Here is a 23,326-nt window from a genome sequence, read left to right as displayed (position 1 = left end):
CTCGTACCGCCTCAGGCGCCGCCGGCCTCCCGAAGCATCCGGTCGTGCCACTCGCGCTCGGTCTCGACCGGGGGGCGATCGGCGACGTCGACCGTCTCGACGGCGTCATCGGGACCGATGGGGTCCGGGAGTTGCCGGAAGCGACCTGCGTGCTCCGCGCTCGTCATGGCTGCACGGTCCCCCGTCGCAGCCCGGGGCACAAGCCTTCAGCCGGTCGTCGGCACCCAGCGGGCGGGGCGCTTCTCGCGGAAGGCGGCGATGCCCTCCTGGCCCTCCTCGCCGGCGAAGAAGCGGGCGGAGAGGTCGAGCAGGTCGTCGAACGCCAGCACGCCCTGCCGGGCGCGCAGCAGCCGCTTGGTCTCGGCGAGCGCCGTCGGTGCCCCGGCGGTGAGGTGCACGAGCTGGGCGTGCAGCTCGGTGTCGACGTCGGCATCGGGGACGACGAGGTCGACCAGCCCGCCCGCCGCCGCGGCCTCGGCGCCGAAGACCTGACCGGTGAGCATCAGCCGGTGCGCCACGTGCGGCGCCATCCGCGGCAGCACGACGGCGGAGATCACCGCGGGCACCAGGCCGAGCCGCACCTCGGAGAACGCGAAGGTGGCCGACTCGGCGGCGACGACGACGTCGCAGGCGGCCAGCAGCCCCACCCCACCGGCCCGAGCCGGGCCGCGGACGACCGCCACGACCGGCTTGGGCGAGGACCACACGAGCTCGAGCAGCTCGGGGAACTCGCGCACGCCCTGGTCCTCGCTCGAGCCGCCGGCCGCCTCGGAGAGGTCCATCCCGGAGCAGAACACCCGACCGGTGTGGTCGAGCACGACCGCCCGCACGGCGGCGTCGGAGAGCGCCGCCTCCAGCGCCGACCGGAGCTGCGCGCGCATCGCGCGGGAGAGCGCGTTGCGGTTGGCGGGGGAGTCGAGGACGAGGGTCGCCACGCCGCGCGACACGGACACCTGCAGCACCTGGTCGGAGGTCACGTCGGGCATCCTGCCGGTCCGCGGCGCCGGCGCGGCACACTGGGAGCAGATGAACACCGTCCTGCCGCTGCTGAACGACGCGGGCCTGCCGCCCGGCGCGCCCGGCCCCGACCGGCTCCCCGACAGCGCCCGCGAGGGCCTGACCACCACGCCGTTCGGGCTCTACGTGCATGTGCCGTTCTGCGCCACCCGCTGCGGCTACTGCGACTTCAACACCTACACCTCCGACGAGCTCGGCCCCGGGGCCAACCGGAGCGAGTACGGGGGTACCGCCATCGCCGAGCTGGAGCGGGCCGCGCGCACGCTCGGGCCGGACCTGCCGACCGTCTCCACGGTGTTCGTCGGTGGCGGCACACCCACGCTGCTGCCGGCCGACGACCTGGCCGCCGTCCTGGCGGCGATCCACCGGCTGTTCCCGGTCGCCGGCGACGTCGAGGTCACCACCGAGGCCAACCCCGAGACGGTGGGCCCCGCCTCGCTCTCCCGGCTCCGCGAGGCCGGCTACACCCGCGTCAGCCTCGGCATGCAGTCCGCGGCCCCGCACGTGCTCGCCGCGCTCGACCGGCGGCACACGCCCGGCCGGGCCGTCGAGGCCGCGCACGAGGCCCGCGCCGCCGGCTTCGAGCACGTCAACCTGGACCTGATCTACGGGACACCGGGCGAGAGCGACGCCGACTGGGCCGCCTCCCTGGACGCAGTCCTCGCCTCCTCGGTCGACCACGTCAGCGCCTACGCCCTGATCGTCGAGGAGGGCACGAAGCTGGCCCGCCGGATCAGGCGCGGTGAGCTGCCCATGCCCGACGACGACGTCCTCGCCGACCGCTACGAGCAGGCCGACGCGACCCTGCGCCGGGCCGGGTTCGAGTGGTACGAGGTGTCCAACTGGGCGACCTCCGACACCGCCCGCTGCCGGCACAACGAGCTCTACTGGGCCAACGCCAACTGGTGGGGCGTGGGGCCCGGCGCGCACAGCCACGTGGGCGGGCTGCGCTGGTGGAACGTCAAGCACCCGGCGGCCTACGCCGACCGGCTGGCCCGGGGGGAGAGCCCGGCGCAGGACTCGGAGCTCCTCGACGACGCCGACCGCGCGCTGGAGGCGGTGATGCTCGGCCTGCGGCTGCGCGACGGGCTGCCGCTGGCCGCGCTCACCGACGTCGGGCGGGCCCGCGCGCAGGCCGCGGTGGCCGACGGGCTGCTGGAGCCGGGGGCGCACGCCGACGGGCTCGCCGTCCTCACCGACCGGGGCCGGCTGCTGGCCGACGCCGTGGTCCGCGACCTCACCGACTGAGGACCCACCGAGGTCGCCCGTCTCCCTCGCACGAACGGGCCCGGATCGGTGTTCCCAGCTCGACACGGGCGCCCACCCCGGGGCTGCCGCTCCTAGCGGGGGGCCTTGCCCCTGGCGCGTCGCTGGGCGACGACGGCGGCAAGGGCGACGACCGCAGCCGCTATGAGCCAACCGATCGTCGCGAACACATCTCCTCGGGTCTGGTTGGCGTCGGCCTGGAACCCGGCGAGCGTCGTCAACGCCACCCAGGCGATGAAGAGGCCGACACCGGCCACCCAGAGCGCCACGGTGAATCCGGACCACCGCTTCTGGGTCATGGCGGAAACGGGCGCGATCGTCAGCAGCGCGACGGTCGACAGTGCGACGAGCAGCATGATCAGAAGAGCCACTGGTCTTCGTCCTCCTCGGTTCCTCGCAGAAAGGTGGGCGGCCACAGGCGCCGTGCGGGCGGAGGATCGTGCGCTCCCCGCCCGCACGGTTCAGTGCAGTTCGCCCGTCACGGGTTGCAGGCCGCCGCCAGGGTCCTCATCAGGCCCACGGTGGGCCGCCACGTGTCCAGGTTCCACGAGGACTTGACACGCGCGACCTGGCTCATCGGGTGGCAGACGTACTGCTCCTTCAGCCCCTGTCGCGACGGGACGCCCTTGCTCACCGCCTCGCTCCAGCCGTACGAGGCGTGGATCCACTCTGCAGCCGCGCGTCCGAAGACCGTGGGGCGGACCGCATAGGTGAGTCCTTCACGGTTGTTCACCCGGGACACCGAGGAGATGATGCTGATGCCGAGGAACGGGTCGGCCACCACCGGGTAGGCAGTCTGCGGCGTCGTCTCGACCACCTGGGTGATCGTGGTACCGGCCACTTCGTAGTGGGTCGCCACGGCCGCACCGTTGGCGTCCCGCGCCCAGGCCGGCGCCACTCCACCCAAGAATGCTCCGTCGGAACCGACGATGACGATCCCGCCGGACTCGGCATCGGTCACCAGGCTCGCTCCCTCGGGCAGGCCGAGGGCGTAGTCGTACCGAGTCGGAGCGTTGTCCGAGTCGATGATGGTGGTGACCTGGACGGAACCGTCGTCCTTGACGGCCGGGACGGTCGTGGACTCGTTCCCGTTGTCGTAGGACACCACCCCGTCGTCCACGACGACGGCATCGGCTGCTCGGTCGGAGAAGGGGAGGCTGATGGACACCGTTCCCGATCCAGCGGAGCTGAGCACGAGTGGCGTGCTGGGATCGGTCGGCACCACGCTCGTAGTGCCGGGGGACTCCACCACCAACGCGTCGTCGTCGTCGGGGGTGGGCGCCTGCGACGCCGTGTCCTCGAGGACGTCCGGAGCGACCGCTTCGAGCACGGCCTTCACGTCGGCACCCGTCGTGCTCGCTGCGTCGGCAGGCTCGTCAGCGAGTGCCGGCGCAGCCAGGGCGCCCAGAACGGCGCAGGCACCGAGTAGTGCGGCTGTCGCTCGGCCTGCACCGCGATGCGTCGAGTTCGTTTGCATGTGAATCCCTTCCCGGCAGCGCCCATCCACGGCGCCGTCGGTTGTCCGATGAAGTGGAGTGGGTCAACGCAGAGCGGCCTGGCCAGGTCGGTCGGGCAGGACTGTGGCAACAGTCCGACGTCATTGCAATACCTTTCGGTACAGCATGTCGGGAGTTGCCTCCGCACCAGAGCGCATGCCCGCCCGGTGAGGACGCCAGGACGCGTCGAGAGGGCTCGGGCTGTCCTCTCACGGCCCGAGCGCTGCCCGTGCTCCGGCATGCGCCCCCGGGAGTGACCCACTGGATCCGGCGTTTTCGTCGAGCGCCCGGCGGCTCACCCGAAAGAGCGGGTTGATCGGTCCCCTCGTGGGCTATGGTCCCCGTTCCGGCAACGGCGCCGGGCTGAGCGAGGGGGTGTCGGCGATGGACGCGTGCGCGTTCGGCGATACGACCTCCCCGCGCGGTCTCGGCCCGGCGGCCGTACCGGCGCTCACCGGCGGCATGCTGCTCGCCCTGGCGATGAACCGGCGGGCCCGGGGGCTGCGAGGACTCGACGTCCTCCGACGCAGCCAGGACCGGGCCCCGCCGAGCACCTCCTGACTCCTCCCGGAGTCGCAACCGCCCGTTCCTGACGCGCCACCGCCCGGTGACCGCGTCCTTCCGCGTTGCCTGAAGGAGATCCGCATGTCCGCCCAGCTCCACACCCTGACCGCCGCCTCGGCGGACCGCTTCCGCGCCCTGCTCACCGACCAGCGCACCGAGTGCGTCCAGCAGCGGGAGGAAGCCCTCGAGGAGTGCGCGACGTCGGTGCCCGACCCCGTCGCGCAGCGCCGGAGCGCAGACCTGCAGCGCACCATCGAGGAGATCGACGCAGCCCTGGCCCGCATCGACGCCGGCACATACGGCCGGTGCACCGGATGCGAGAAGGCGATCCCCGAGGAGCGGCTGGAGCTGCGCCCGTTCGCCCGCACCTGCGTGGCCTGCACGCCTGCCGCCTGACGCCGCTGCCGGCCGGCCCGGCGGCGGCGCTCAGCCGTTGCGCGGGCCGGGCACCGGCGGCTGGGCCGGGATGCTGGCGGTGTCCGGACCGGTGTACGTCTCCGCAGGTCCGGCGGAGTCGAGGTCCAGCACGCGCACGTGGATGACGTTGCGCTGCTGCAGGGCGGCACGCAGCGCGCGGTGCAGGCCGTCCTCCAAGTAGAGCTCGCCCTGCCACTGCACCGCGTGCGGGAACAGGTCGCCGTAGAAGGTGGAGTCGTCGGCCAGCAGCGCGTCGAGCGCCAGCTCGCGCTTCGTCGTCGTGAGCGTGTCGATCCGCACCTGACGCGGCGGGATCATCGCCCAGTCGCGGGGAGCCAGCCCGTGGTCGGGATACGGCCGCCCGTTGCGCACGCCTTTGAAGATCAGGGGACCGACCTCCGACTCTCAGCCCCGCGGGGCGACCGACGCGGTTCACCCTAGTCGCCGGAACGGGGCCCGCGCCGCCGGTGTCGCTGCGTGGACGGCGCCCTCCGGGAGGCTCGCTCCGGGCGTGCGAGCGGGGAGGGGGAGGGGCTCCTTCGAGTATGCTGGACTGGCACTCCGTCCGTGCGAGTGCCAGTCCGGTGGGCCCGGTCGGGCAGACCCCGGGACCGCTGGTCCCGCAGGTGCCGCACGGTACGTCGACCGGTACGGGGAGGTGTCACCGTGGCGCACGACGAACGCCGCCTGGAGGTGCTCCGGGCCATCGTCCAGGACTACGTCTCGACCAACGACCCGGTGGGCAGCAAGGCGCTCGCCGAGCGGCACGACCTCGGCGTCTCCCCGGCCACGATCCGCAACGACATGGCGGTGCTGGAGGAGCAGGGCTACATCACCCAGCCGCACACCAGCGCCGGCCGGGTGCCCACCGACAAGGGCTACCGGCTGTTCGTCGACCGGCTCTCCGCGGTCAAGCCGCTGTCGGCCGCCGAGCGCCGCGCGATCGAGCGATTCCTCGACGGCGCTGTCGACCTGCACGACGTGCTCGGCCGCACGGTGCGGCTGCTGGCCCAGCTGACCCGCCAGGTCGCCGTCGTGCAGTACCCGACGCTGTCGCGGAGCGCGGTGCGCCACCTGGAGGTCGTCCAGGTCGCCGCCGCACGGCTGCTGCTGGTCCTCATCACCGACACCGGCCGGGTCGAGCAGCGCGTCGTCGACACCCCCGTCGAGGTCGACGCCGGGGCCGTGGCCGACCTCCGCGCGCTGCTCAACAAGGCTTTCACCGGGGTCAAGCTCACCGACGCCGGCGACCAGGTGCCCGACCTGCTGGAGACCGCGCCGCCGCACCTGCGGGGTCTGGTCGCGACCGTCAGTGCGACGCTGGTCGAGACGCTGGTCGAACCCAGCGAGGACCGGCTGGTGATCGGTGGCACGGCGAACCTCGCCCGGGGCAGTGCGCTGGACTTCTCCGGCACCATGCGCCCCCTGCTCGAGGCGCTGGAGGAGCAGGTCGTGGTGCTGCGCCTGATGAGCGAGGTCGACGCGAGCACGGTGCTGGTGCGGATCGGCGAGGAGAACGCGCACGAGGCGCTGACCGGCGCCTCGCTGGTCACCGTGGGCTACGGCTCGGCGGACCGGCCGCTCGGCGGCCTCGGCGTCGTCGGGCCGACCCGCATGGACTACCCAGGGAACATGGCCGCGGTCCGAGCCGTGGCCCGCTACGTCGGCCACCTGCTGGCCGAGAGCTGAGGACGAGACAACACCCATGGCAACCGACTACTACGGCGTGCTGGGCCTGGCCCAGGGGGCGACGGACAGCGAGATCAAGAAGGCCTACCGCCGACTGGCTCGCGACCTGCACCCCGACGTCAACCCCGACCCGGAGGCCAAGGAGCGCTTCCAGGAGGTCACCCGCGCCTACGAGGCGCTCACCGACCCCGAGAAGCGGCGGATCGTCGACCTCGGTGGTGACCCGTTCGACTCCGGCGCGGGAGGGGGCGGCGGGTTCGGCCAGGCCGGCTTCGGCGGCCTGGGCGACATCATGGACGCCTTCTTCGGGGGCGCCTCCGCCCGCGGCCCGCGCAGCCGTACCCGCGCCGGCCGCGACGCCCTGATCCCGGTGGAGCTGGAGCTCGACGAGACGGTCTTCGGCACCACCAAGGAGATCACCGTCGACACCGCCGTCCTCTGCGACACCTGTGCCGGCGCCGGCACCGCCCCGGGGACGCACCCGGTCACCTGCGCCACGTGCTCCGGCCGCGGCGAGGTGCAGAGCGTGCAGCGCGGCTTCCTCGGCCAGGTCGTCACCAGCCGCCCCTGCCCGACCTGCTCGGCGACCGGCCAGGTCATCCCCGACCCCTGCCCGAAGTGCGCCGGCGACGGTCGCGTCCGGGCCCGGCGCACCATCTCGGTGAAGGTGCCCGCAGGCGTCGAGGACGGCATGCGGATCCGGCTCACCGGCCACGGCGAGGTGGGGCCCGGCGGCGGCCCCGCCGGTGACCTGTACGTCGAGGTCCACGAGCAGCCGCACCCGGTGTTCACCCGCGACGGCGAGGACCTGCACTGCCGGGTCACGCTGCCGATGACCTCCGCCGCGCTGGGCACCACGCTCAACCTGAAGACGCTCGACGGCGAGGAGGACCTCGACATCAAGCCGGGCACCCAGTCCGGCAGCGTCCTCACCCTGCGCGCGCACGGCGCCCCGCGGCTGCGGGCCACCGGCCGCGGCAACCTCGTGGTGCACGTGGAGGTCGCGACGCCGACGAAGCTCGACGCCGAGCAGGAGAAGCTGCTCCGCGAGCTGGCCGCGCTGCGCGGGGAGGACCAGCCCGAGTCGCACCACGCGGCCCAGGGCGGCCTCTTCTCCCGGGTCCGCGACGCGTTCAACGGGCGCTGACCGATGAGCACCGAGGTCCCCGAGCTCGACGGCGCGCCGCTGTTCCTCGTCGAGGACCTGCCCGACGTCCCCGAGCTCGTGGTCGACGGTCAGGAGGGGCGGCACGCCGTCGACGTGCTGCGCCTGGCACCGGGGGAGCGCGTCCACGTGGGCGACGGCGAGGGCACGGTCGCCGAGGGCGAGGTGATCTCCGCCGGCCCCGAGGGGCTGCGCGTGGCGGTCCAGCACCGGTTCGAGGTGCCCGCTCCCAGCCCTGAGTTCGTGCTCGTGCAGGCGCTGCCCAAGGGCGATCGCGGCCCGCTCGCGGTCGACCTCGCCACCGAGCTCGGTGTCGACCGGATCGTGCCCTGGCAGGCGTCTCGCTGCGTGACCCGCTGGCGCGACGACCGGGTGGAGAAGGGGGTCGCCAAGTGGCGGGCCGCGGCCCGGGCGGCGACCAAGCAGGCCCGGCGGCCGCGGTTGCCCGAGGTGACCGCGCCGATGAGCACCCGCGAGGTCGCGGGCATGCTGGGCGACGCCGACCTCGCCGTCGTGCTGCACGAGCAGGCGCGCCGTCCGCTGGCCGGGCTGAGCGTGCCGGCCTCCGGCACCGTGGTCGTCGTCGTCGGCCCCGAGGGCGGGCTCACCGACGGCGAGGTGGTGGCCTTCCGTGCGGCCGGCGCCGAGCCGGTGCGGCTGGGCCCGGAGGTGCTGCGCACCTCGACCGCCGGCGCCGCCGCACTGGCCGCGCTGAGCGTCCGCTCCCGCTGGACCTAGCTTCTCCCGAATGATCAGGTCTCCTGATCGTCCTGGGTCCTCCCTCGTGGTCGACGGTGAGGGAGGACCCAGAACGGTGAGGGAGGACCCCTCGACGGGGCCGGAGCAGGTGGGGCCTGCTCAGCAGCAGCGGCTCACCGGGTTGGCCTCCGCTGCGTCGGCCCGCCGGCGCTCGAACTCCCGTCGGCTCATCGGGGTGTGCCCGTGCTGCTCGCAGTGTGCGAGGTAGTCGTCCCAGCGCGCCTCGCCGGTGAACTCACGGAGGTACCAGCGCACGCCCTGCCACGCGCGCGCCACCGCCGTCGTCACTTCTTCTCCGCCTCGCTGCGGCCGGCCCCGGCACCCACGAGGCGGTCGCGGTCGGCCATGGCCCGCTTCTCCTCGGCGGTCGGGAACAGCCCCGACGGCTCGACGAGGCGCGACTCCACGGCCGGCTCCTCGGTGGTCGGCAGGCCCCCGGCACGGATCGCCCGGGCGACGACCACGACCGCGTGCACCGCCACGACCAGCACCAGCAGGGCGAAGAAGGCCTGCAAGATGCCGTTGAGCGTGGAGTTGAAGACGACCTGGTCCATCTGGGCCTGGTCCTTGGCCGGCGCGAGGAGCTCGCCGGCCGCGCGGGCGTCGGCGTACTTCTGCCGCTGGGCGAAGTAGCCGATGGCCGGGTTGTCGGAGAACACCTTCTGGTAGCTGGCGGTCATCGTGACCACCAGGTCCCAGACCAGCGGGACGGCGGTCACCCAGGCGTAGCGCACCCGCCCGTGCTTGACCAGCAGCACGGTGACCAGGGTCAGCGCGATCGCGGCCAGCAGCTGGTTGGCGATGCCGAACAGCGGGAAGAGCTGGTTGACGCCGCCCAGCGGGTCGGTGACGCCGATGTAGAGCACCGAGCCCCACAGGCCGACGACGACGGCGCTGGCGATGATGTTGCCCGGCCGCCACGACAGGTCGCCGAACTTCTTCCAGACGTTGCCGATGGTGTCCTGCAGCATGAACCGGCCCACGCGGGTGCCGGCGTCGACGGCGGTGAGGATGAACAGCGCCTCGAACATGATCGCGAAGTGGTACCAGAACGCCTGGAGCCCGCCGCCGAACGCGTCGTGGAAGATCTGCGAGATGCCGACGGCGAGCGTCGGGGCGCCGCCGGTGCGCGAGATCAGGCTCGGCTCCTGCACAGCCGCGGAGAACGCGGCGAGGTCCTGCGCCGAGGTGCTGAAACCCAACCCCTGGACGAAGGTCGCCGCGCTCTCGACCGTGCCGCCGGTGGCCCCCGCCGGGCTGTTCATCGCGAAGTAGAGGCCCTGGTCGATGACCACCGCGGCGATCAGCGCGCTGATGGCCACGAAGGACTCCATCAGCATGCCGCCGTACCCGATGAGGCGGACCTGGCTCTCCTTGGCGACCATCTTCGGCGTCGTCCCGGAGGAGATCAGCGCGTGGAACCCGGACAGCGCGCCGCAGGCGATGGTGATGAAGACGAACGGGAAGAGGCTGCCGGCGAACACCGGGCCGGTGCCCTCGCGGGCGAAGCCGGTGACCGCGTCGGCCTGCAGCACCGGCCGGGCGAGGACCAGCCCGACAGCCAGCAGCACGATCACGCCGACCTTCATGAAGGTGGACAGGTAGTCGCGCGGGGTCAGCAGCATCCAGACGGGGAGCACCGAGGCGACGAACCCGTAGATGACCAGCGCGAGGACCAGCCACTCCTTGGACAGGGTGAGCGCGTCACCCAGCCCGGTGTCCTGGATCCAGCCGCCGCCGATGATGGCCAGCAGCAGCAGCGCGACGCCGATCCCGGTGGCCTCGAGCACCCTGCCGGGCCGCAGCACCCGCAGGTAGAAGCCCATGAACAGCGCGATCGGGATGGTGAGCGCGATGGAGAAGACGCCCCAGGGTGATTCCGCCAGAGCGTTCACGACGATCAGCGCGAGCACCGCCAGGATGATGATCATGATCGCGAAGACCGCGATCAGCGCGGCGATGCCGCCGATGACGCCGATCTCCTCGCGGACCATCTGGCCGAGGCTCTTGCCGTTGCGCCGCATGGAGAAGAACAGCACCGTCAGGTCCTGCACCGCCCCGGCGAAGATGACGCCGACGACGATCCAGATGGTTCCGGGCAGGTAGCCCATCTGCGCGGCGAGCACGGGGCCGACGAGCGGTCCCGCACCGGCGATGGCGGCGAAGTGGTGGCCGAAGAGCACGCGGCGGTCGGTGACGTCGAAGTCGACGCCGTTGTCCAGCCGCTCGGCCGGAGTGGCCCGCCGGTCGTCGGCGCGCAGCACCCTGGTGGTGATGAACCGCGCGTAGAACCGGTAGGCGATCGCGTAGGACGCCAGCGCGGCGAACAGGATCCACAGCGCGGACACGCTCTCGCCGCGCGCCAGGGCGAGGACGGTCCAGCACACCGCCCCGACGGCGGCGACCGCCGTCCAGATCAGCACCGACCTCAGCGTGGGCCGGCCCCGCCGCGCGCCCGTGGGCGAGGCGCCCCCGCCGTCGTCGGTCGTCGTCATCGTCCCGGCCATGTGCGCCTCCCAGACCCCGCGGCGACCTCGGCGTCGCCGTGCCAGAGCCTAGGGTTCCCGCCGCCCGCCGACCCCTCGAAACGGCCGCTCTCGTACCGGAGTTCAGCGCAGCGCGGCGCGCGCCCGGTCGGCCAGCAGGTCGATGCACAGGCTCAGCGCGACGATGGCCGTCAGCACCGTCGTGACGGCCGGCCAGTCGAAGGACGACGTCGCGGCCGAGAGCACCACGCCGATGCCGCCGGCCCCCAGCAGACCGACCAGCACGGCGTCGCGCACGGCCACCTCCCAGCGGTAGGCGGCCAGCGCCAGGACCGGCCCGACCAGCGCCGGCGCGGTGCCGTAGAGCCAGGCGCCGGCCGAGGTGGCGCCGGCGGCGAGGAGGGTCTCGCGCGGACGCCGGTCGGCCTCCTCGACCGCCTCGCCGACGAGCCGGCCGAGGACGCCGAGTGTGTAGACGCCGAGCGCCAGCGCGCCCGGGAGGATTCCGGGCAGCATCACGAAGAGCAGCACCAGCGCCCACACCGGCGGGGGCACGGCGCGCAGCAGGAGCAGGACGGCGCGCACGACGCCGCCGACGGCGCGACGGGCCGGGCCCGCGCGGTGCGGGCAAGCGGCCACGCCGGCGAGGGCCACCGCACCCGCCGTCGCGAACGCGATCGCGAGCACCGACATGAGCACGGTGTCCACGGCGGCGCCCAGTACCTCGCGCAGGAGCGGGCCCTCGGTGGAGGGGGGCCAGGCGGCGGAGAGCACGTAGTCGAGCTGCTCCCGGGCGCGGACCGACCACAGCGTCGCGGGGGAGAGGGCGAGGTACCAGCCCGCCCACGCCGTGAGGGCCACGACCGCCAGCACCGCGCCGGAGAGCACCCGGTCCCGTCCCGCCCCCGGCCGCGGTTCGGCGACCCGGTGCCGGACGGTGCGCCCGCCCAGATCCGCGAGCAGGCACAGCGCGGCCAGCGCGTAGACCGTCGTCCACACCTGCTCCCACCGCAGCGACGCGAAGGACAACGCCAGCTGGTAGCCCAGCCCTCCGGCGCCGATCAGCCCCAGCACGACGGCGGAGCGCACCGCGCACTCCAGCCGGTAGAAGGCGTAGGAGAGGAGCCGGCCGGTCGCGAGGGGCAGCAGCCCGTACAGCGCAGCCGTCGTGCGCCCGGCCCCGGCGGCCAGCAGCGCCGTGTACGCGGCGCGCGGCACCTCGTCGAGGATCCCCGCGAACACCGTGGCCGTGACGGCGGCGAACGGGATCGCGATCGCGAGCACCCCCACCCACGGGTCCAGCCCGAGGACGTTCACCAGCAGGAGGCCCCACACCGCCTCGTGCAGCCCCCGCGGCACGGCGACGACGCCGCGGGCGACCAGCCAGCCGGTCCGCCGCCGTCCCCAGGTCGTGCGGGCGACGGCCAGCGCGCCGAGCGCCCCACCGACCACCGCGAGCCCGGCGCCGAGCACGGCGTAGGCGACGGTGACCAGCGCGGAGTCCGCCAGCACCCGCAGGAAGCCCGGGTCCAGCTCCGGGCGCAGCGCCGCGGCGGCGAACCGGCCGAACTGACCGCTGCCGGCCGGGTTGAGCACGGGCCCGGAGAAGAGGCCGCTCGCGACGAGCGCCCAGCCGACCAGCCCCACCGCGGCGAGCCCCCAGACCCAGCGGCGCCGGTCCCGCCGCAGCGGGGTCGGCGCCGGCGCAGCCCGGTCCAGGACGGCCGTCACCGGCTGACCCCGTAGAAGCCCTCGAGCGCGGTCACGCCGAGCGAGGCGGCCGGCGCGTCGAGGACCACGCGGCCGTGCTCCAGGCCGACCACCCGGTCGCAGTGCCGCAGGGCCAGCGCCGGGTCGTGCAGGGCTGCCACGAGCGCGCCGCCGCCGGCCACTGCGAGCGAGCCGAGCAGCTCGAGGACGACGTCGGCCAGTGCGGGGTCGAGAGCCGACGCCGGCTCGTCGGCCAGCACCAGCTCGGGTCGCTGCACGAGCAGCCGGGCGACGGCGACCCGCTGCCGCTGGCCGCCGGAGAGCCGGTCGGTGCGCTCGTGCACCCGGTCGGCCAGGCCCACCCGGTCCAGGGCGGCCCGCACCTCCGCCGTCCCCTGGGGCGCGAGCAGGGACCAGGCCGCCCGGGCGGCCGACCACGAGCCGAGCCGGCCGGCGTTGACGTTGTGCACGACCCGGAGCGGGCCGGGGAGGTCCAGGTGCTGGCGGACGGTGCCGGTGCGCGCCCGCAGCCGGCGTAGCGCCCGCCCGCGCAGGCCGGCCGGGTCGGTCCCGTGCACCTCCACGTGTCCGGCGGTCGGCGGCACCGTGCCGTCGAGGACGCCGAGCAGCGTCGACTTGCCGGCACCCGACGCGCCGACGACGGCGACCCGCTCGCCCACGGCCACGGTGAGATCCACCCCGGCCAGGGCGGGCGTGCCTGCGTAGCGGACCTCGACGCCGGTGAGCCGCGCGACCGCGCTCAGCGGACCAGCCCGAGGTCGCGGCCGATCTGCTCGATCTGGTCGTAGTTCGTCGCCTCGGTGGGGATGAACGAGCCCGCGCCGAACAGCTCCAGCACGTCGGCGTCGCGCTCGGGCGTCAGGCCGGTGAAGTAGTCGGTCAGCCGGTCCGGCAGGTCCGCGCCGAACCGGTCGACCGCGCGCGGACCGAGCAGCCAGTGGTAGTCGTGGTAGGCCGGGGTGCGGGCGTACTCCACGACGTCGGAGTCGGTGATGCCGCCCTCGCCCAGCCGGCTCCGCCACACCTGCTCGTTGAGCACGCCGGCCTGGTAGCTGCCGGACGCCACGAGGGCGATCGTCGCGTCGTGCGAGCCGGAGAAGCCAGGTCCGCCGGGGAAGCCCTGCGGGTCGATGCCGGCCTCGCGCAGGAAGTAGGCGGGCATGAGGCGCCCCGACGTCGAGGTCTCGCTGCCGTAGGTGAACCGCAGCGCCGCCAGCGGACGCAGGTCGTCCGACGGTGTCAGGCGGGTGGCGGCGTTGACGACGAACACCGAGTGGAAGTCCTCGTCGATGTCGCGCTGGGCGATCGGCACGGCGCCGCGGGTCTGCAGGCGCGCCTGGACGCCGGTGAGCCCGCCGAACCAGACGAGGTCGAGGTCGCCGGTGCGGAAGAGGGAGACGGCGGCGGCGTAGTCGGTGACCGGCCGGTACTCGACCTCGAGGTCCAGGGCGGAGGCGAGGGAGTCGGCGACGGTGCCGTAGAGGCGCTGCAGGACCTCAGGGTCCTGGTCGGGGATGGCCCCGATGCGCAGCGGCGCGGCGGAGCCGTCGGCAGCGGAGCTGCCGCAGCCGGCGAGGGCCGCGGCGAGTGCGACGCCGGTGCCGGCCAGCAGGGTGCGGCGGGAGATCCTCGGGACGGGGCCACCCGACCGGGCAGCGGGAACGGTACTCACTACGTCCTCGTGGGGGGCAGGGGAACGCGCACGGGGGACCTCCGGGGGAGTGGGGGGCGGCGCCCCATCCTGTACCTGCCCGGGGACGGCCCGCCGCCTTAGGGTGCGGGGCGTGACCGACTGCCTGTTCTGCCGCATGGTCGCCGGTGAGATCCCCGCCGACGTCGTCCACCAGACCGACCGGGTGCTCGCCTTCCGCGACATCAACCCCCAGGCGCCCACCCACGTGCTGGTGATCCCGAAGGACCACCACGCCACCGTCGGGGCGCTCGCCGAGGCCGATCCGGCGCTGCTGGGCGAGGTCGTGGCCGGAGCCCACGCCGTCGCCCGGCAGGAAGGGCTGGTGAGCGGCGACGGCGCGCAGCCCGGCTACCGCCTGGTCGCCAACACCGGCCCCGACGCCGGCCAGACCGTGCACCACGTCCACCTGCACGTGCTGGGCGGTCGCGGCCTGGGCTGGCCGCCCGGGTGACCGGCGCGCGCCGCGCCTGAGAGGGTGGGGACATGAGCGAGCCCCTGCGCATCGAACGGGACGGCGACGTCGCCGTCGTGGTCCTGGACAACCCGCCGCTGAACCTGTTCGACGCCGCGGTGTTCGACGCGATGGAGCGGGTGGCCGCCGAGCTGGTCACGCTCACCGACCCGGCCGACCCGGGCCGGGCGCGGGCGGTGCTGGTCGAGGCCCGCGGCAAGGTGGTCTCCGGCGGGGTCGACGTCACCTACTTCCGCGACGTCGCCGAGGGGCCGGACCCGGCGCGCGTCGGCGGCGAGCTGTGGGCCCGGCTGCTGGAGGTCGCGAACACCTTTGAGGACCTGCCGGTGCCGACGGTCTTCGCCGCGCACGGGCTCTGCCTGACCGCGGCCTTCGAGCTGGCGCTGTCCTGCGACATCCTGCTGGCCGCGGAGAAGGCGTCGTTCGGGCTGGTCGAGATCGTCGTCGGCCTGACCCCCTCGATGGGCGGCCCGCAGCGGCTGGCCGAGCGCGCCGGGCCCGCGCGGGCCAAGGAGCTCGTCTACACCGGTGAGCGCTACCCGGCCGCCGTGCTCGAGCGCTGGAACGTGGTGAACCGGGTGCTGCCGGACGAGGGCTTCGCCGAGGCCGCCCGCGCCTACGCGCACCGGGTCGCCGCGGGTCCCACAGTGGCGCACGCGGCCACCAAGCGGCTCGCCTCGGTCGCGGTCCGCGAGGGTGCCCGGGCCGCCGACGCCCTGGTACCGGAGATCTCCGGCCCGCTCTTCGCCACCGACGACCTGCGCGGCGCCGTCGCCTCGTTCCTGACCGACGGCCCGGGCAAGGCGACGTACACCGGGCGCTGACCCGGACGGGCGAGCGGCGCTTCACCGGCTCGTGCGCGGGTAGCATCGAGCGGTCCGCCATTGCCGTAGCAGGAAGGCAGGGTCGAGGGTTCTTGCCCGACACCTCCCCGAACGTCCCCGTGCCAGGTGCCCCCACGTCCCGTGAGGCATCGGCGCAGGCCGCCGCCGCCGACGACGTCGCGGGGCAGCCGATCGCGGCCGTCCGTACCGCCATCACCGTTCCCGACAGCGTCCCGATGGTCGCGCTGCTGGGCTCCGCAGACGAGCTGCTCCGGCTGGTCGAGGCCGAGCTCGAGGCCGACGTGCACGTGCGCGGCAACGAGATCGCCGTGACCGGCCAGCCGGCCGACAACGCCTTCGCCGTCCGCGTCTTCGACGAGCTGATCGCGCTGATCGGCACCGGCCAGCAGCTGCGACCCGACTCGGTGCGCCGGGTCATCGCCATGCTCAGGACCGGCGGCTCCGAGCGCCCGGCCGACGTCCTGAGCCTCGACATCATCAGCCGCCGAGGCCGGACCATCCGGCCCAAGACGCTGAACCAGAAGCGGTACGTCGACGCGATCGACGAGAACACGATCGTCTTCGGCATCGGCCCGGCCGGCACCGGCAAGACCTACCTCGCCATGGCCAAGGCCGTGCAGGCGCTCACGACCAAGCAGGTCAACCGGATCATCCTGACCCGCCCGGCGGTCGAGGCCGGCGAGCGGCTGGGCTACCTGCCCGGCACCCTCAGCGAGAAGATCGACCCCTACCTGCGGCCGCTGTACGACGCGCTGCACGACATGGTCGACCCCGAGTCGATCCCGCGGCTGATGCAGTCGGGCACCATCGAGGTCGCCCCCCTGGCCTACATGCGCGGCCGGACGCTGAACGACGCGTTCGTGATCCTCGACGAGGCGCAGAACACCACCGCCGAGCAGATGAAGATGTTCCTCACCCGTCTCGGCTTCGGGTCCAAGATCGTCGTCACCGGTGACGTGACGCAGGTCGACCTGCCCGGTGGCGCGCAGAGCGGCCTGAAGATCGTGCGCGAGATCCTCGACGGGATCGAGGACGTGCACTTCGCCAACCTGACCAGCTCCGACGTCGTCCGCCACCGCCTGGTCGGCGACATCGTCGACGCCTACGAGCGCTTCGACGCCACCCGCCAGCCCGCTCCGTCCCGACCGGCTGCTGGCGCGCCGGTGCGGACGTCCCGACCGCGCCGGCAGGGGAGCTGACCGCGGTGCCCGTCGAGGTGTCCAACGAGTCCGAGATCGCCGTCGACGAGGCCGAGCTGGCCGGGATCTGCCGCTTCGTGCTCGGCGAGATGAAGATCAACCCGATGGCCGAGCTGTCGGTGCTCTGCGTCGACGTCGACTACATGAGCAGCCTGCACGAGCGCTGGATGGGGGAGAAGGGCCCGACCGACGTCCTCGCCTTCCCCATGGACGAGTTCGACACGGGGCGTCCCGACGACCCCGAGCCGGGCCCCGCGCTGCTCGGCGACATCGTGCTGTGCCCCGCGGTCGCCGTCCGTCAGGCCCGCGCCGCCGGCCACTCGATGGACGACGAGCTCGTGCTGCTGGCCACCCACGGCGTCCTGCACCTGCTCGGGTACGACCACATGGAGCCCGACGAGGAGAAGGAGATGTTCGGTCTCCAGTCGAAGCTCATCGACGCCTGGCGAGCCGCCCCGCGCGAGCCGGTGACCGGTGAGCCGGCCGCTCAGGAGTCCGGCTCCCGATGACCTCCACCGCGATCACCATGCTCGTGGTCGCCTGCTGCCTGGTCCCGCTGGCCGGGGTCTTCGGCGCGATGGACGCCGCCCTCCAGCGCGTGTCCAAGGCCCGCGTCGAGGAGATGCGCCGCGAGGGCGTCAAGCGCGCCGCGGCCCTCGAGGAGGTCGTCGCCGAGCGCGCCCGGCACGTCTCGCTGCTGCTCCTGCTGCGCATCGCCTGCGAGATGGTCGCCGTCGTCCTGGTCACCGTCCTGCTCACCGACCTGTGGGGCGGTGGCTGGCAGACCTTCCTCACCGCCGCCGGCGTGATGACCCTGGTCAGCTACGTGCTGGTCGGCGTCGGCCCGCGCACGCTCGGCCGCCAGCACGCCTACGGGACGGCGCTGGCCACCGCGGGGGTCGTGCGGCTGCTCGGCCGGGTGCTCGGACCCGTCGCCACGCTGCTGATCCTCGTCGGCAACGCGATCACCCCGGGCCGCGGTTTCCGCGACGGCCCGTTCTCCTCCGAGGTCGAGCTGCGCGAGCTGGTCGACATGGCCGAGGAGCGCGGCGTCGTCGAGTCCGGCGAGCGCAACATGATCCACTCGGTGTTCGAGCTGGGCGACACCATCGCCCGCGAGGTCATGGTCCCGCGCACCGACGTCGTCTACATCGAGCGGCACAAGACCGTCCGGCAGGCGCTGGCCCTGGCGCTGCGCAGCGGCTTCAGCCGCATCCCGGTGATCGGCGACAACGTCGACGACGTCGTGGGAGTGGTCTACCTCAAGGACCTGGTCCGCCGGTCGCAGAACTCCGGCGACCAGCGCGGGCCGCGGGTCGAGGAGCTGATGCGGACGCCGACCTTCGTGCCGGAGTCCAAGCCGGTCGACGAGCTGCTGCGGGACATGCAGGCGCAGCGGATCCACATCGCGATCGTGGTCGACGAGTACGGCGGCTTCGCCGGCCTGCTGACCATCGAGGACATCCTCGAGGAGATCGTGGGCGAGATCGCCGACGAGCACGACACCGTCCGGCGTCCCGAGATCGAGCAGCTGGAGGACGGCTCGGTGCGGGTGATCGCCCGGCTCCCGGTCCAGGACCTCGTCGAGCTCTTCCCGGGGGTCGAGCTCACCGAGGACGACGACGTCGAGACCGTCGGCGGCCTGCTCGCCCGGGAGCTCGGCCGGGTGCCCATCGAGGGCGCGGCTGCGGAGGTCGGCGGCCTCCGGCTGGTCGCCGAGAGCACCGGCGGGCGCCGCAACCGGATCGACACCATGCTCGTGTGCCGCGTCCCCGAGCCGTCCGAGGACGACGGGGATGCGGGCGAGGAGCAGCCCTCCGGGGCCACCCGAGCCGACCTCCACGCCGGCGTGGAAGGCTGAGTCCTCGTGAGCGATCTGCACCCCGAGGACGCGAAGCTCGTCACCCTGGCCCGCTCCGCGCGTGCCCGCACCGGCGCGACCGAGGGGGCGGCGGTGCGCGACACCGACGGCCGCACCTACGTGGCGGCATCGGTCGCCCTGCCCTCGCTCACCCTGACCGCGCTGCAGGCCGCCGTCGCCGCGGCGGTGTCCAGTGGGGTGGAGGGCCTGGAGGCCGCCGTCGTCGTCTCGGCCGCCGAGGCCGTGGAGCCGAACGGGCTGGCCGCCGTGCACGACCTCACCGCCGACGCGCCGGTGCACCTCGCCGGTCCTGACGGGACCGTCCGCGCCACCGCCTGAGACCGACGAGGCGGCGTCGGCGGTTGCGTCGGTCCCGGGTGGGAGACTGGAGCCGTGAGCAGCCCTGACCAGACGCCGCACCGCAGCGGCTTCATCGCCCTGGTGGGCCGCCCCAACGCCGGCAAGACCACGCTGACCAACGCGATGGTCGGCGAGAAGGTCGGCATCGTCAGCAACCGCCCGCAGACCACGCGGCACGCGATCCGCGGCGTCGTCCACCGGCCCGGCGGGCAGATCGTGCTCGTCGACACCCCCGGCCTGCACAAGCCCAAGTCGCTGCTGGGCAAGCGGCTCAACGACGTCGTCCGCGACACGCTGTCCGACGTCGACGTCATCGTCTTCTGCATCCCGGCCGACCAGCCCGTCGGCACCGGCGACAGGTTCATCGCCCGCCAGCTGCGCGAGATCAAGGCTCCCGTGGTCGTCGTCGTGACCAAGACCGACGCGGCGGGCAAGAAGGCGGTCACCGAGCAGCTCCTGGCGGCCAGCCAGCTGGTCGACGCGGCCGAGGTCGTACCGGTCAGCGCGGTGAAGGGCGACCAGGTCGACCTGCTCGAGGACCTGCTGATCAAGCTCCTGCCCGAGGGGCCGCCGCTCTACCCCGAGGAGCAGACGACCGACGAGGACGTCGAGCGCCAGCTGGCCGAGCTGGTGCGCGAGGCGGCGCTGGAGAAGGTGTTCCAGGAGGTGCCGCACTCGCTGGCGGTCACCATCGAGGAGCTCAACCGGCGTCCCGACCCCAAGCGGGCGGGCCGGGAGCTGGTCGAGGTGCACGCGCTGCTGCACTGCGAGCGGCAGAGCCAGAAGCCGATGCTGCTGGGCCGGGGCGGCTCGATCATCAAGGCCATCGGGAGCGAGGCGCGGATCGGCATGGAGACGCTGCTCGGCGCCCGGGTGCACCTGGAGCTGCACGTGACCGTGCTCGGGGAGTGGCAGGACGACCCCAAGAAGCTGAACAGGCTGGGCTATTGAGCACGACCCCGAAGGCCCTCTACCGGGACGAGGGCATCGTGCTGCGCACCCAGAAGCTGGGTGAGGCCGACCGCATCGTCACCGTGCTGACCCGGCGCACGGGCAAGGTGCGCGCGGTGGCCAAGGGCGTGCGGCGCACCAAGAGCAAGTTCGGCGCGCGGCTGGAGCCGTTCACCCACGTCGACCTGCAGCTCTACACCGGCCGCAACCTCGACATCGTGAGCCAGGCGGAGTCGATCCGGTCCTACGGCCAGGAGATCGTCACCGACTACCCGGCCTACACCGCCGGCACCGCCGTCCTGGAGACCGCCGACCGGCTGACCGCCGAGGAGAAGGAGCCCTCGCTCCGGCTGTTCCTCCTGGTGGTCGGCGCGCTGCGGGCGCTGGGGGAGAAGACCCACCCCGCCGGCCTGGTGCTCGACGCGTTCCTGCTACGGGCGATGTCGGTCGCCGGGTGGGAGCCCGCGCTCGGTGAGTGCGCGCGCTGCGGGGAGGAAGGGCCGCACCGGCACTTCTCCGTGCCCGCCGGTGGCACCGTCTGCCCGGCCTGCCGCCCGACCGGCTCGGCGATGCCCAGCCCGGTGACCATCGAGCTGCTGGACTCGCTGCTGACCGGTGACTGGGCGCGCGCGGAGGCCAGCCAGGGGATCAACCGGCGCGAGGGGAGCGGCCTGGTCGCCGCGATGCTGCAGTGGCACCTGGAGCGCGGCCTGCGCTCGCTGCCGCTGGTCGACCGCAGCGAGCCGGCACCGCCCCGCGAGATGAGCGTGCTGCATGAGGCGTGAGGTCAAGGCCCCGAACCCGCACCCTTCCGGTGCCCGCCCGCCGGAGCTGCCCAAGGACAAGGTGCCGCGGCACGTCGCCCTGGTCATGGACGGCAACGGCCGCTGGGCCAAGCAACGGGGGCTGCCCCGCACCGCCGGGCACGAGGCGGGGGAGTCCTCGCTGTTCGACTGCGTCGAGGGCGCGATCGAGCTGGGCGTCAAGACGATCAGCGCGTACGCCTTCTCCACCGAGAACTGGCGGCGCAGCCCCGACGAGGTCCGCTTCCTCATGGGCTTCAACCGCGACGTGATCCGCCGGCGGCGCGACGAGATGCACGAGCTGGGCGTGCGGGTGCGCTGGGCCGGGCGCCGTCCGCGGCTGTGGCGCAGCGTCATCAAGGAGCTCGAGATCGCCGAGGAGCTCACCAAGGACAACGACGTCCTGACCCTCACCATGTGCGTCAACTACGGCGGGCGCGCGGAGATCGCCGACGCCGCCGCGGCCATCGCCCGTGAGGTGGCGGCCGGCCGGCTCAACCCGGACAAGATCGACGAGAACACCGTCGCCCGGTTCCTCGACGAGCCGGACATGGAGGACGTCGACCTCTTCGTGCGCAGCTCGGGGGAGAACCGCACCAGCAACTTCCTGCTGTGGCAGTCGGCCTACGCCGAGTTCGTCTTCCTCGACACCCTGTGGCCCGACTTCGACCGCCGGCACCTGTGGGCCGCGTGCGAGGAGTTCGCCTCCCGCCAGCGGCGCTTCGGTTCGGCGTGATGACAGCCGGGGGAGCATCGCAGCGGAGAAGGCCTGGACCTCCGAGCGAGGAGCGGACCGTGGCGCGGGATCACGCCCAGGAGGGATCCGCCGGATGTTCGCCGTGACGCGGCTGCGCGTGGGCCCCGACGAGGCGACGGAGCTCGCCGCGCAGGTGCAGGTGCTGCTGGCGGCGCTGGGGGGTCGTCCCGGGTTCGTCGACGGCGAGGTCGGCACTGCCGCCGACGACCCCGGGTTGTGGGCCCTGGTCACCCGCTGGGACGGCGTCGGGTCCTACCGCCGAGCCCTCTCCGCGCACGAGGTGAAGATCGCCGGTGCGCCCGTCTGGGTCCACGCCGTCGACGAACCGGGCGTCTACCTGGTCGGGTAGACCGGACCGGCGCCCCCGACGGCCAGGCGGTAGAGCGCCTCGACCTCGAAGCCGTAGCCGTCGCCGCCGGAGAGGTGGACCTCGTGCTCGCCCGGCGGGAGCGGGGCGACGTGGGTCCACAGGCCCCACACCGAGACCGGGAGGGGCCGCTTGCGTCCGTTGACCCCGTTGAGCCGTGCCCCCGCGACGACGAAGGGCACCGGGGTGCCGATCTCGCGCAGCTCCTGGGCCACGCCGTCGACGTGCACGGCGCCGTACGCCCGCTCCACCACCGGCGGCGGCCCCTCGGCCGGGCACTCCCACATCGTGAAGGCCGGCAGGAACAGCGGCCGGCCCACCGGCACGACGCAACTGCGCTGCATGCGCTTGCCGCTCGTCCCGGCGAGGAACCAGACGTCGTCGGGCTGGTTGGCCGCGGCGTGCCGGCCGTCCTCGTCCTCCACCGGGTTGGCCAGCGGGCCGGCCGCGGCCACCCAGCGCACCCAACGGGCGGCCAGGCCCTCGGGCGAGGACGGGTCGTAGGGGAGCGGCGCGGGGAGCTCGGGCTCGCGCGAGCGTGACAGGAACGGCATGGCCGTGCACGTTAGGTGGTGCCGACGTCGCTGCGGTACCGCGACGCCCGTGCCGATCACGTCCGTGACGCGTGAGGCGCCTCCGGCTGGGCAACGTCGCACGGTGGGTGGACCAGGAACGGTCCCGGACGACGACGAACGGATCCCGATGAGCGACGGCCCGCAACAGCACCCGCCGACACCCGACGACCGCACGCGGGACATCACCCTCCCGCCGATGCCCGACCGGCCGCCGGCGGTACTGCCCAAGGCGTGGGAGGGGCTGCACGGGCGCGTCGACCAGCCGACCACCGCGGTACCCGGACCGGCGCCCGCACCACCGGCTGCCCCGCCGCAGGTGTCGAGGGAGGACGCCGTCGCCCGGATCGAGGCGCGCCTGCTCGCCTCCCAGCGCACCGACGAGCTCGCCCCACCGCCGGGTCCGGGCCGCCGCGACCGGACGCTGTCCTTCAGCTCCCCGGAGATGCGCAACCGGCCGGTCGAGCCGGTGCGGGTCGGGCGGACCGCCCGGCGTTGGCCGTGGGTGCTGCTGACCCTGCTGCCGATCGTGGTCATCGTCGGCGCCGGGGTGACCTGGCTGCTGCTGCTCCGCGGCGTCTGACCCCGCACCCGGGGGGCCTTGTCGTCCAGCGGCGCACGTGGTTGCCTCAGCGGGCGGTCGAGCAACCCGGTGCATCGCGTGCACGTCCATCACCGCAGGGGGAACAGTGCTCGAGGGCTCGCACGGGGACGCCGACCAGCGGGCGCTGAGACCGGGGGACCTGCGACGAGCGACGGTGGTCGCCTACTACCGCGAACGTCCGCCCCTCGTGACCGACCTCGTCGAATCGGTGCAGAGCGAGGTAGCTGATGCCCTGGGGCCGGCGTTCCGACC

At 73.6% G+C, this 23,326-nt stretch carries 27 protein-coding genes and 1 pseudogene; 17 read left to right on the top strand and 11 right to left on the bottom strand.

From position 1 onward, the window contains the following. Positions 1 to 11: 11 nt before the first annotated feature. Entirely contained in the window at positions 12 to 167 is a 156-nt protein-coding gene (locus DQ237_RS19775) for a hypothetical protein (RefSeq protein WP_166509627.1), read from the bottom strand. Between the two features lie 39 nt (positions 168 to 206). Next, the gene (locus DQ237_RS14730; RefSeq protein ID WP_205730229.1) at positions 207 to 977 is read right to left on the bottom strand and encodes an enoyl-CoA hydratase-related protein; all 771 of its coding nucleotides are present in this window, start codon (positions 975 to 977) and stop codon (positions 207 to 209) included. 49 nt (positions 978 to 1,026) lie between these two features. Between DQ237_RS14730 and hemW the strand changes: the two genes are divergently transcribed. After that, entirely contained in the window at positions 1,027 to 2,265 is a 1,239-nt protein-coding gene (gene hemW, locus DQ237_RS14725; RefSeq protein WP_205730228.1) for a radical SAM family heme chaperone HemW, read from the top strand. Between the two features lie 92 nt (positions 2,266 to 2,357). Here the strand turns inward: hemW and DQ237_RS14720 are convergent, their stop codons facing one another. Then, complete coding sequence (locus DQ237_RS14720; RefSeq protein WP_113800898.1) at positions 2,358 to 2,654, bottom strand: hypothetical protein; 297 nt, start codon at positions 2,652 to 2,654, stop codon at positions 2,358 to 2,360. 107 nt (positions 2,655 to 2,761) lie between these two features. Continuing rightward, positions 2,762 to 3,622, bottom strand: coding sequence for a DUF2599 domain-containing protein (locus DQ237_RS14715; RefSeq protein ID WP_113800897.1), 861 nt, complete (start codon positions 3,620 to 3,622; stop codon positions 2,762 to 2,764). Positions 3,623 to 4,106: 484 nt separating this feature from the next. Here DQ237_RS14715 and DQ237_RS14710 point away from each other — a divergent pair, with 484 nt between their 5' ends. Together DQ237_RS14710 and DQ237_RS14705 are read left to right on the top strand one after the other, a co-directional pair. Continuing rightward, a complete protein-coding gene (locus DQ237_RS14710; protein ID WP_147251827.1) occupies positions 4,107 to 4,340 on the top strand; it encodes a hypothetical protein in 234 nt (77 codons plus the stop codon). Positions 4,341 to 4,424: 84 nt separating this feature from the next. Next, positions 4,425 to 4,739: a TraR/DksA C4-type zinc finger protein gene (locus DQ237_RS14705; protein ID WP_113800895.1), complete on the top strand. Its 315-nt coding sequence runs from the start codon at positions 4,425 to 4,427 to the stop codon at positions 4,737 to 4,739. 117 nt (positions 4,740 to 4,856) lie between these two features. Here DQ237_RS14705 and DQ237_RS14700 read toward each other — a convergent pair. After that, positions 4,857 to 5,147 (bottom strand): annotated as a pseudogene (locus tag DQ237_RS14700) (type II toxin-antitoxin system VapB family antitoxin); the annotation flags it as partial. 279 nt (positions 5,148 to 5,426) lie between these two features. Here DQ237_RS14700 and hrcA point away from each other — a divergent pair. The 3 genes from hrcA to DQ237_RS14685 are packed head-to-tail and all read left to right on the top strand — an operon-like array spanning position 5,427 to position 8,352. After that, positions 5,427 to 6,449 (top strand): heat-inducible transcriptional repressor HrcA, encoded by a 1,023-nt coding sequence (hrcA, locus tag DQ237_RS14695; protein ID WP_113800893.1) that lies wholly within the window; start codon positions 5,427 to 5,429, stop codon positions 6,447 to 6,449. 16 nt (positions 6,450 to 6,465) lie between these two features. Continuing rightward, a complete protein-coding gene (dnaJ, locus tag DQ237_RS14690; protein WP_113800892.1) occupies positions 6,466 to 7,596 on the top strand; it encodes a molecular chaperone DnaJ in 1,131 nt (376 codons plus the stop codon). A gap of 3 nt (positions 7,597 to 7,599) precedes the next feature. Further along, positions 7,600 to 8,352 carry a 16S rRNA (uracil(1498)-N(3))-methyltransferase gene (locus tag DQ237_RS14685; RefSeq protein WP_113800891.1) on the top strand — a complete coding sequence of 251 codons (753 nt, stop codon included), beginning with the start codon at positions 7,600 to 7,602 and terminating at the stop codon, positions 8,350 to 8,352. 120 nt (positions 8,353 to 8,472) lie between these two features. On the opposite strand, the gene DQ237_RS14680 is transcribed toward DQ237_RS14685, so the two are convergent. The 5 genes from DQ237_RS14680 to DQ237_RS14660 form a co-directional block, all read right to left on the bottom strand. Further along, a complete protein-coding gene (locus tag DQ237_RS14680) occupies positions 8,473 to 8,661 on the bottom strand; it encodes a YbdD/YjiX family protein (RefSeq protein ID WP_113800890.1) in 189 nt (62 codons plus the stop codon). After that, positions 8,658 to 10,880 (bottom strand): carbon starvation CstA family protein, encoded by a 2,223-nt coding sequence (locus tag DQ237_RS14675; RefSeq protein WP_113800889.1) that lies wholly within the window; start codon positions 10,878 to 10,880, stop codon positions 8,658 to 8,660. Before DQ237_RS14675 ends, DQ237_RS14680 begins: the two co-directional genes overlap by 4 nt. 102 nt (positions 10,881 to 10,982) lie before the next feature. Next, positions 10,983 to 12,590 carry an ABC transporter permease gene (locus DQ237_RS14670; protein WP_113800888.1) on the bottom strand — a complete coding sequence of 536 codons (1,608 nt, stop codon included), beginning with the start codon at positions 12,588 to 12,590 and terminating at the stop codon, positions 10,983 to 10,985. Beyond that, positions 12,587 to 13,267 carry a phosphonate ABC transporter ATP-binding protein gene (locus DQ237_RS14665; protein WP_240619651.1) on the bottom strand — a complete coding sequence of 227 codons (681 nt, stop codon included), beginning with the start codon at positions 13,265 to 13,267 and terminating at the stop codon, positions 12,587 to 12,589. Before DQ237_RS14665 ends, DQ237_RS14670 begins: the two co-directional genes overlap by 4 nt. A gap of 62 nt (positions 13,268 to 13,329) precedes the next feature. Then, positions 13,330 to 14,262 (bottom strand): putative selenate ABC transporter substrate-binding protein, encoded by a 933-nt coding sequence (locus tag DQ237_RS14660; RefSeq protein WP_240619650.1) that lies wholly within the window; start codon positions 14,260 to 14,262, stop codon positions 13,330 to 13,332. 112 nt (positions 14,263 to 14,374) lie between these two features. On the opposite strand from DQ237_RS14660, the gene DQ237_RS14655 reads away from it, so the two are divergent. The 10 genes from DQ237_RS14655 to DQ237_RS14610 all read left to right on the top strand — a co-directional run bounded on the left by DQ237_RS14655 (position 14,375) and on the right by DQ237_RS14610 (position 21,880). After that, complete coding sequence (locus tag DQ237_RS14655) at positions 14,375 to 14,734, top strand: histidine triad nucleotide-binding protein (protein WP_240619649.1); 360 nt, start codon at positions 14,375 to 14,377, stop codon at positions 14,732 to 14,734. A gap of 32 nt (positions 14,735 to 14,766) precedes the next feature. Next, positions 14,767 to 15,579, top strand: coding sequence for an enoyl-CoA hydratase/isomerase family protein (locus DQ237_RS14650; protein ID WP_113800885.1), 813 nt, complete (start codon positions 14,767 to 14,769; stop codon positions 15,577 to 15,579). A gap of 92 nt (positions 15,580 to 15,671) precedes the next feature. After that, positions 15,672 to 16,799, top strand: coding sequence for a PhoH family protein (locus tag DQ237_RS14645; RefSeq protein ID WP_240619648.1), 1,128 nt, complete (start codon positions 15,672 to 15,674; stop codon positions 16,797 to 16,799). A gap of 5 nt (positions 16,800 to 16,804) precedes the next feature. Next, positions 16,805 to 17,308 (top strand): rRNA maturation RNase YbeY, encoded by a 504-nt coding sequence (gene ybeY, locus DQ237_RS14640; RefSeq protein WP_113800884.1) that lies wholly within the window; start codon positions 16,805 to 16,807, stop codon positions 17,306 to 17,308. Then, positions 17,305 to 18,660: a hemolysin family protein gene (locus tag DQ237_RS14635; RefSeq protein ID WP_113800883.1), complete on the top strand. Its 1,356-nt coding sequence runs from the start codon at positions 17,305 to 17,307 to the stop codon at positions 18,658 to 18,660. Before ybeY ends, DQ237_RS14635 begins: the two co-directional genes overlap by 4 nt. Positions 18,661 to 18,666: 6 nt before the next feature. Beyond that, complete coding sequence (locus DQ237_RS14630) at positions 18,667 to 18,999, top strand: cytidine deaminase (protein ID WP_113800882.1); 333 nt, start codon at positions 18,667 to 18,669, stop codon at positions 18,997 to 18,999. Between the two features lie 54 nt (positions 19,000 to 19,053). Further along, positions 19,054 to 19,971: a GTPase Era gene (gene era, locus DQ237_RS14625; protein ID WP_113800881.1), complete on the top strand. Its 918-nt coding sequence runs from the start codon at positions 19,054 to 19,056 to the stop codon at positions 19,969 to 19,971. Next, positions 19,968 to 20,756: a DNA repair protein RecO gene (gene recO / locus DQ237_RS14620; protein ID WP_113800880.1), complete on the top strand. Its 789-nt coding sequence runs from the start codon at positions 19,968 to 19,970 to the stop codon at positions 20,754 to 20,756. Before era ends, recO begins: the two co-directional genes overlap by 4 nt. Next, positions 20,746 to 21,510, top strand: coding sequence for an isoprenyl transferase (locus tag DQ237_RS14615; protein ID WP_113800879.1), 765 nt, complete (start codon positions 20,746 to 20,748; stop codon positions 21,508 to 21,510). The genes recO and DQ237_RS14615 overlap by 11 nt, the downstream gene beginning before the upstream one ends. 94 nt (positions 21,511 to 21,604) lie before the next feature. Further along, complete coding sequence (locus tag DQ237_RS14610; RefSeq protein WP_113800878.1) at positions 21,605 to 21,880, top strand: antibiotic biosynthesis monooxygenase; 276 nt, start codon at positions 21,605 to 21,607, stop codon at positions 21,878 to 21,880. Here DQ237_RS14610 and DQ237_RS14605 read toward each other — a convergent pair. Beyond that, on the bottom strand, positions 21,865 to 22,452 hold the full coding sequence (locus DQ237_RS14605; RefSeq protein ID WP_113800877.1) for a hypothetical protein: 588 nt from the start codon (positions 22,450 to 22,452) through the stop codon (positions 21,865 to 21,867). The genes DQ237_RS14610 and DQ237_RS14605 overlap by 16 nt on opposite strands. A 148-nt stretch (positions 22,453 to 22,600) precedes the next feature. On the opposite strand from DQ237_RS14605, the gene DQ237_RS14600 reads away from it, so the two are divergent. Beyond that, a complete protein-coding gene (locus DQ237_RS14600) occupies positions 22,601 to 23,053 on the top strand; it encodes a hypothetical protein (protein ID WP_113800876.1) in 453 nt (150 codons plus the stop codon). Positions 23,054 to 23,326 lie beyond the last annotated feature (273 nt).

The sequence above is a fragment of the Blastococcus sp. TF02-8 genome (assembly GCF_003319175.1).
In the GTDB taxonomy this organism is placed as follows: Bacteria; Actinomycetota; Actinomycetes; order Mycobacteriales; family Geodermatophilaceae; genus Blastococcus.
Note: the sequence above shows the minus strand (reverse complement) of the source record. Positions and strands in the feature narration are given on the sequence as shown.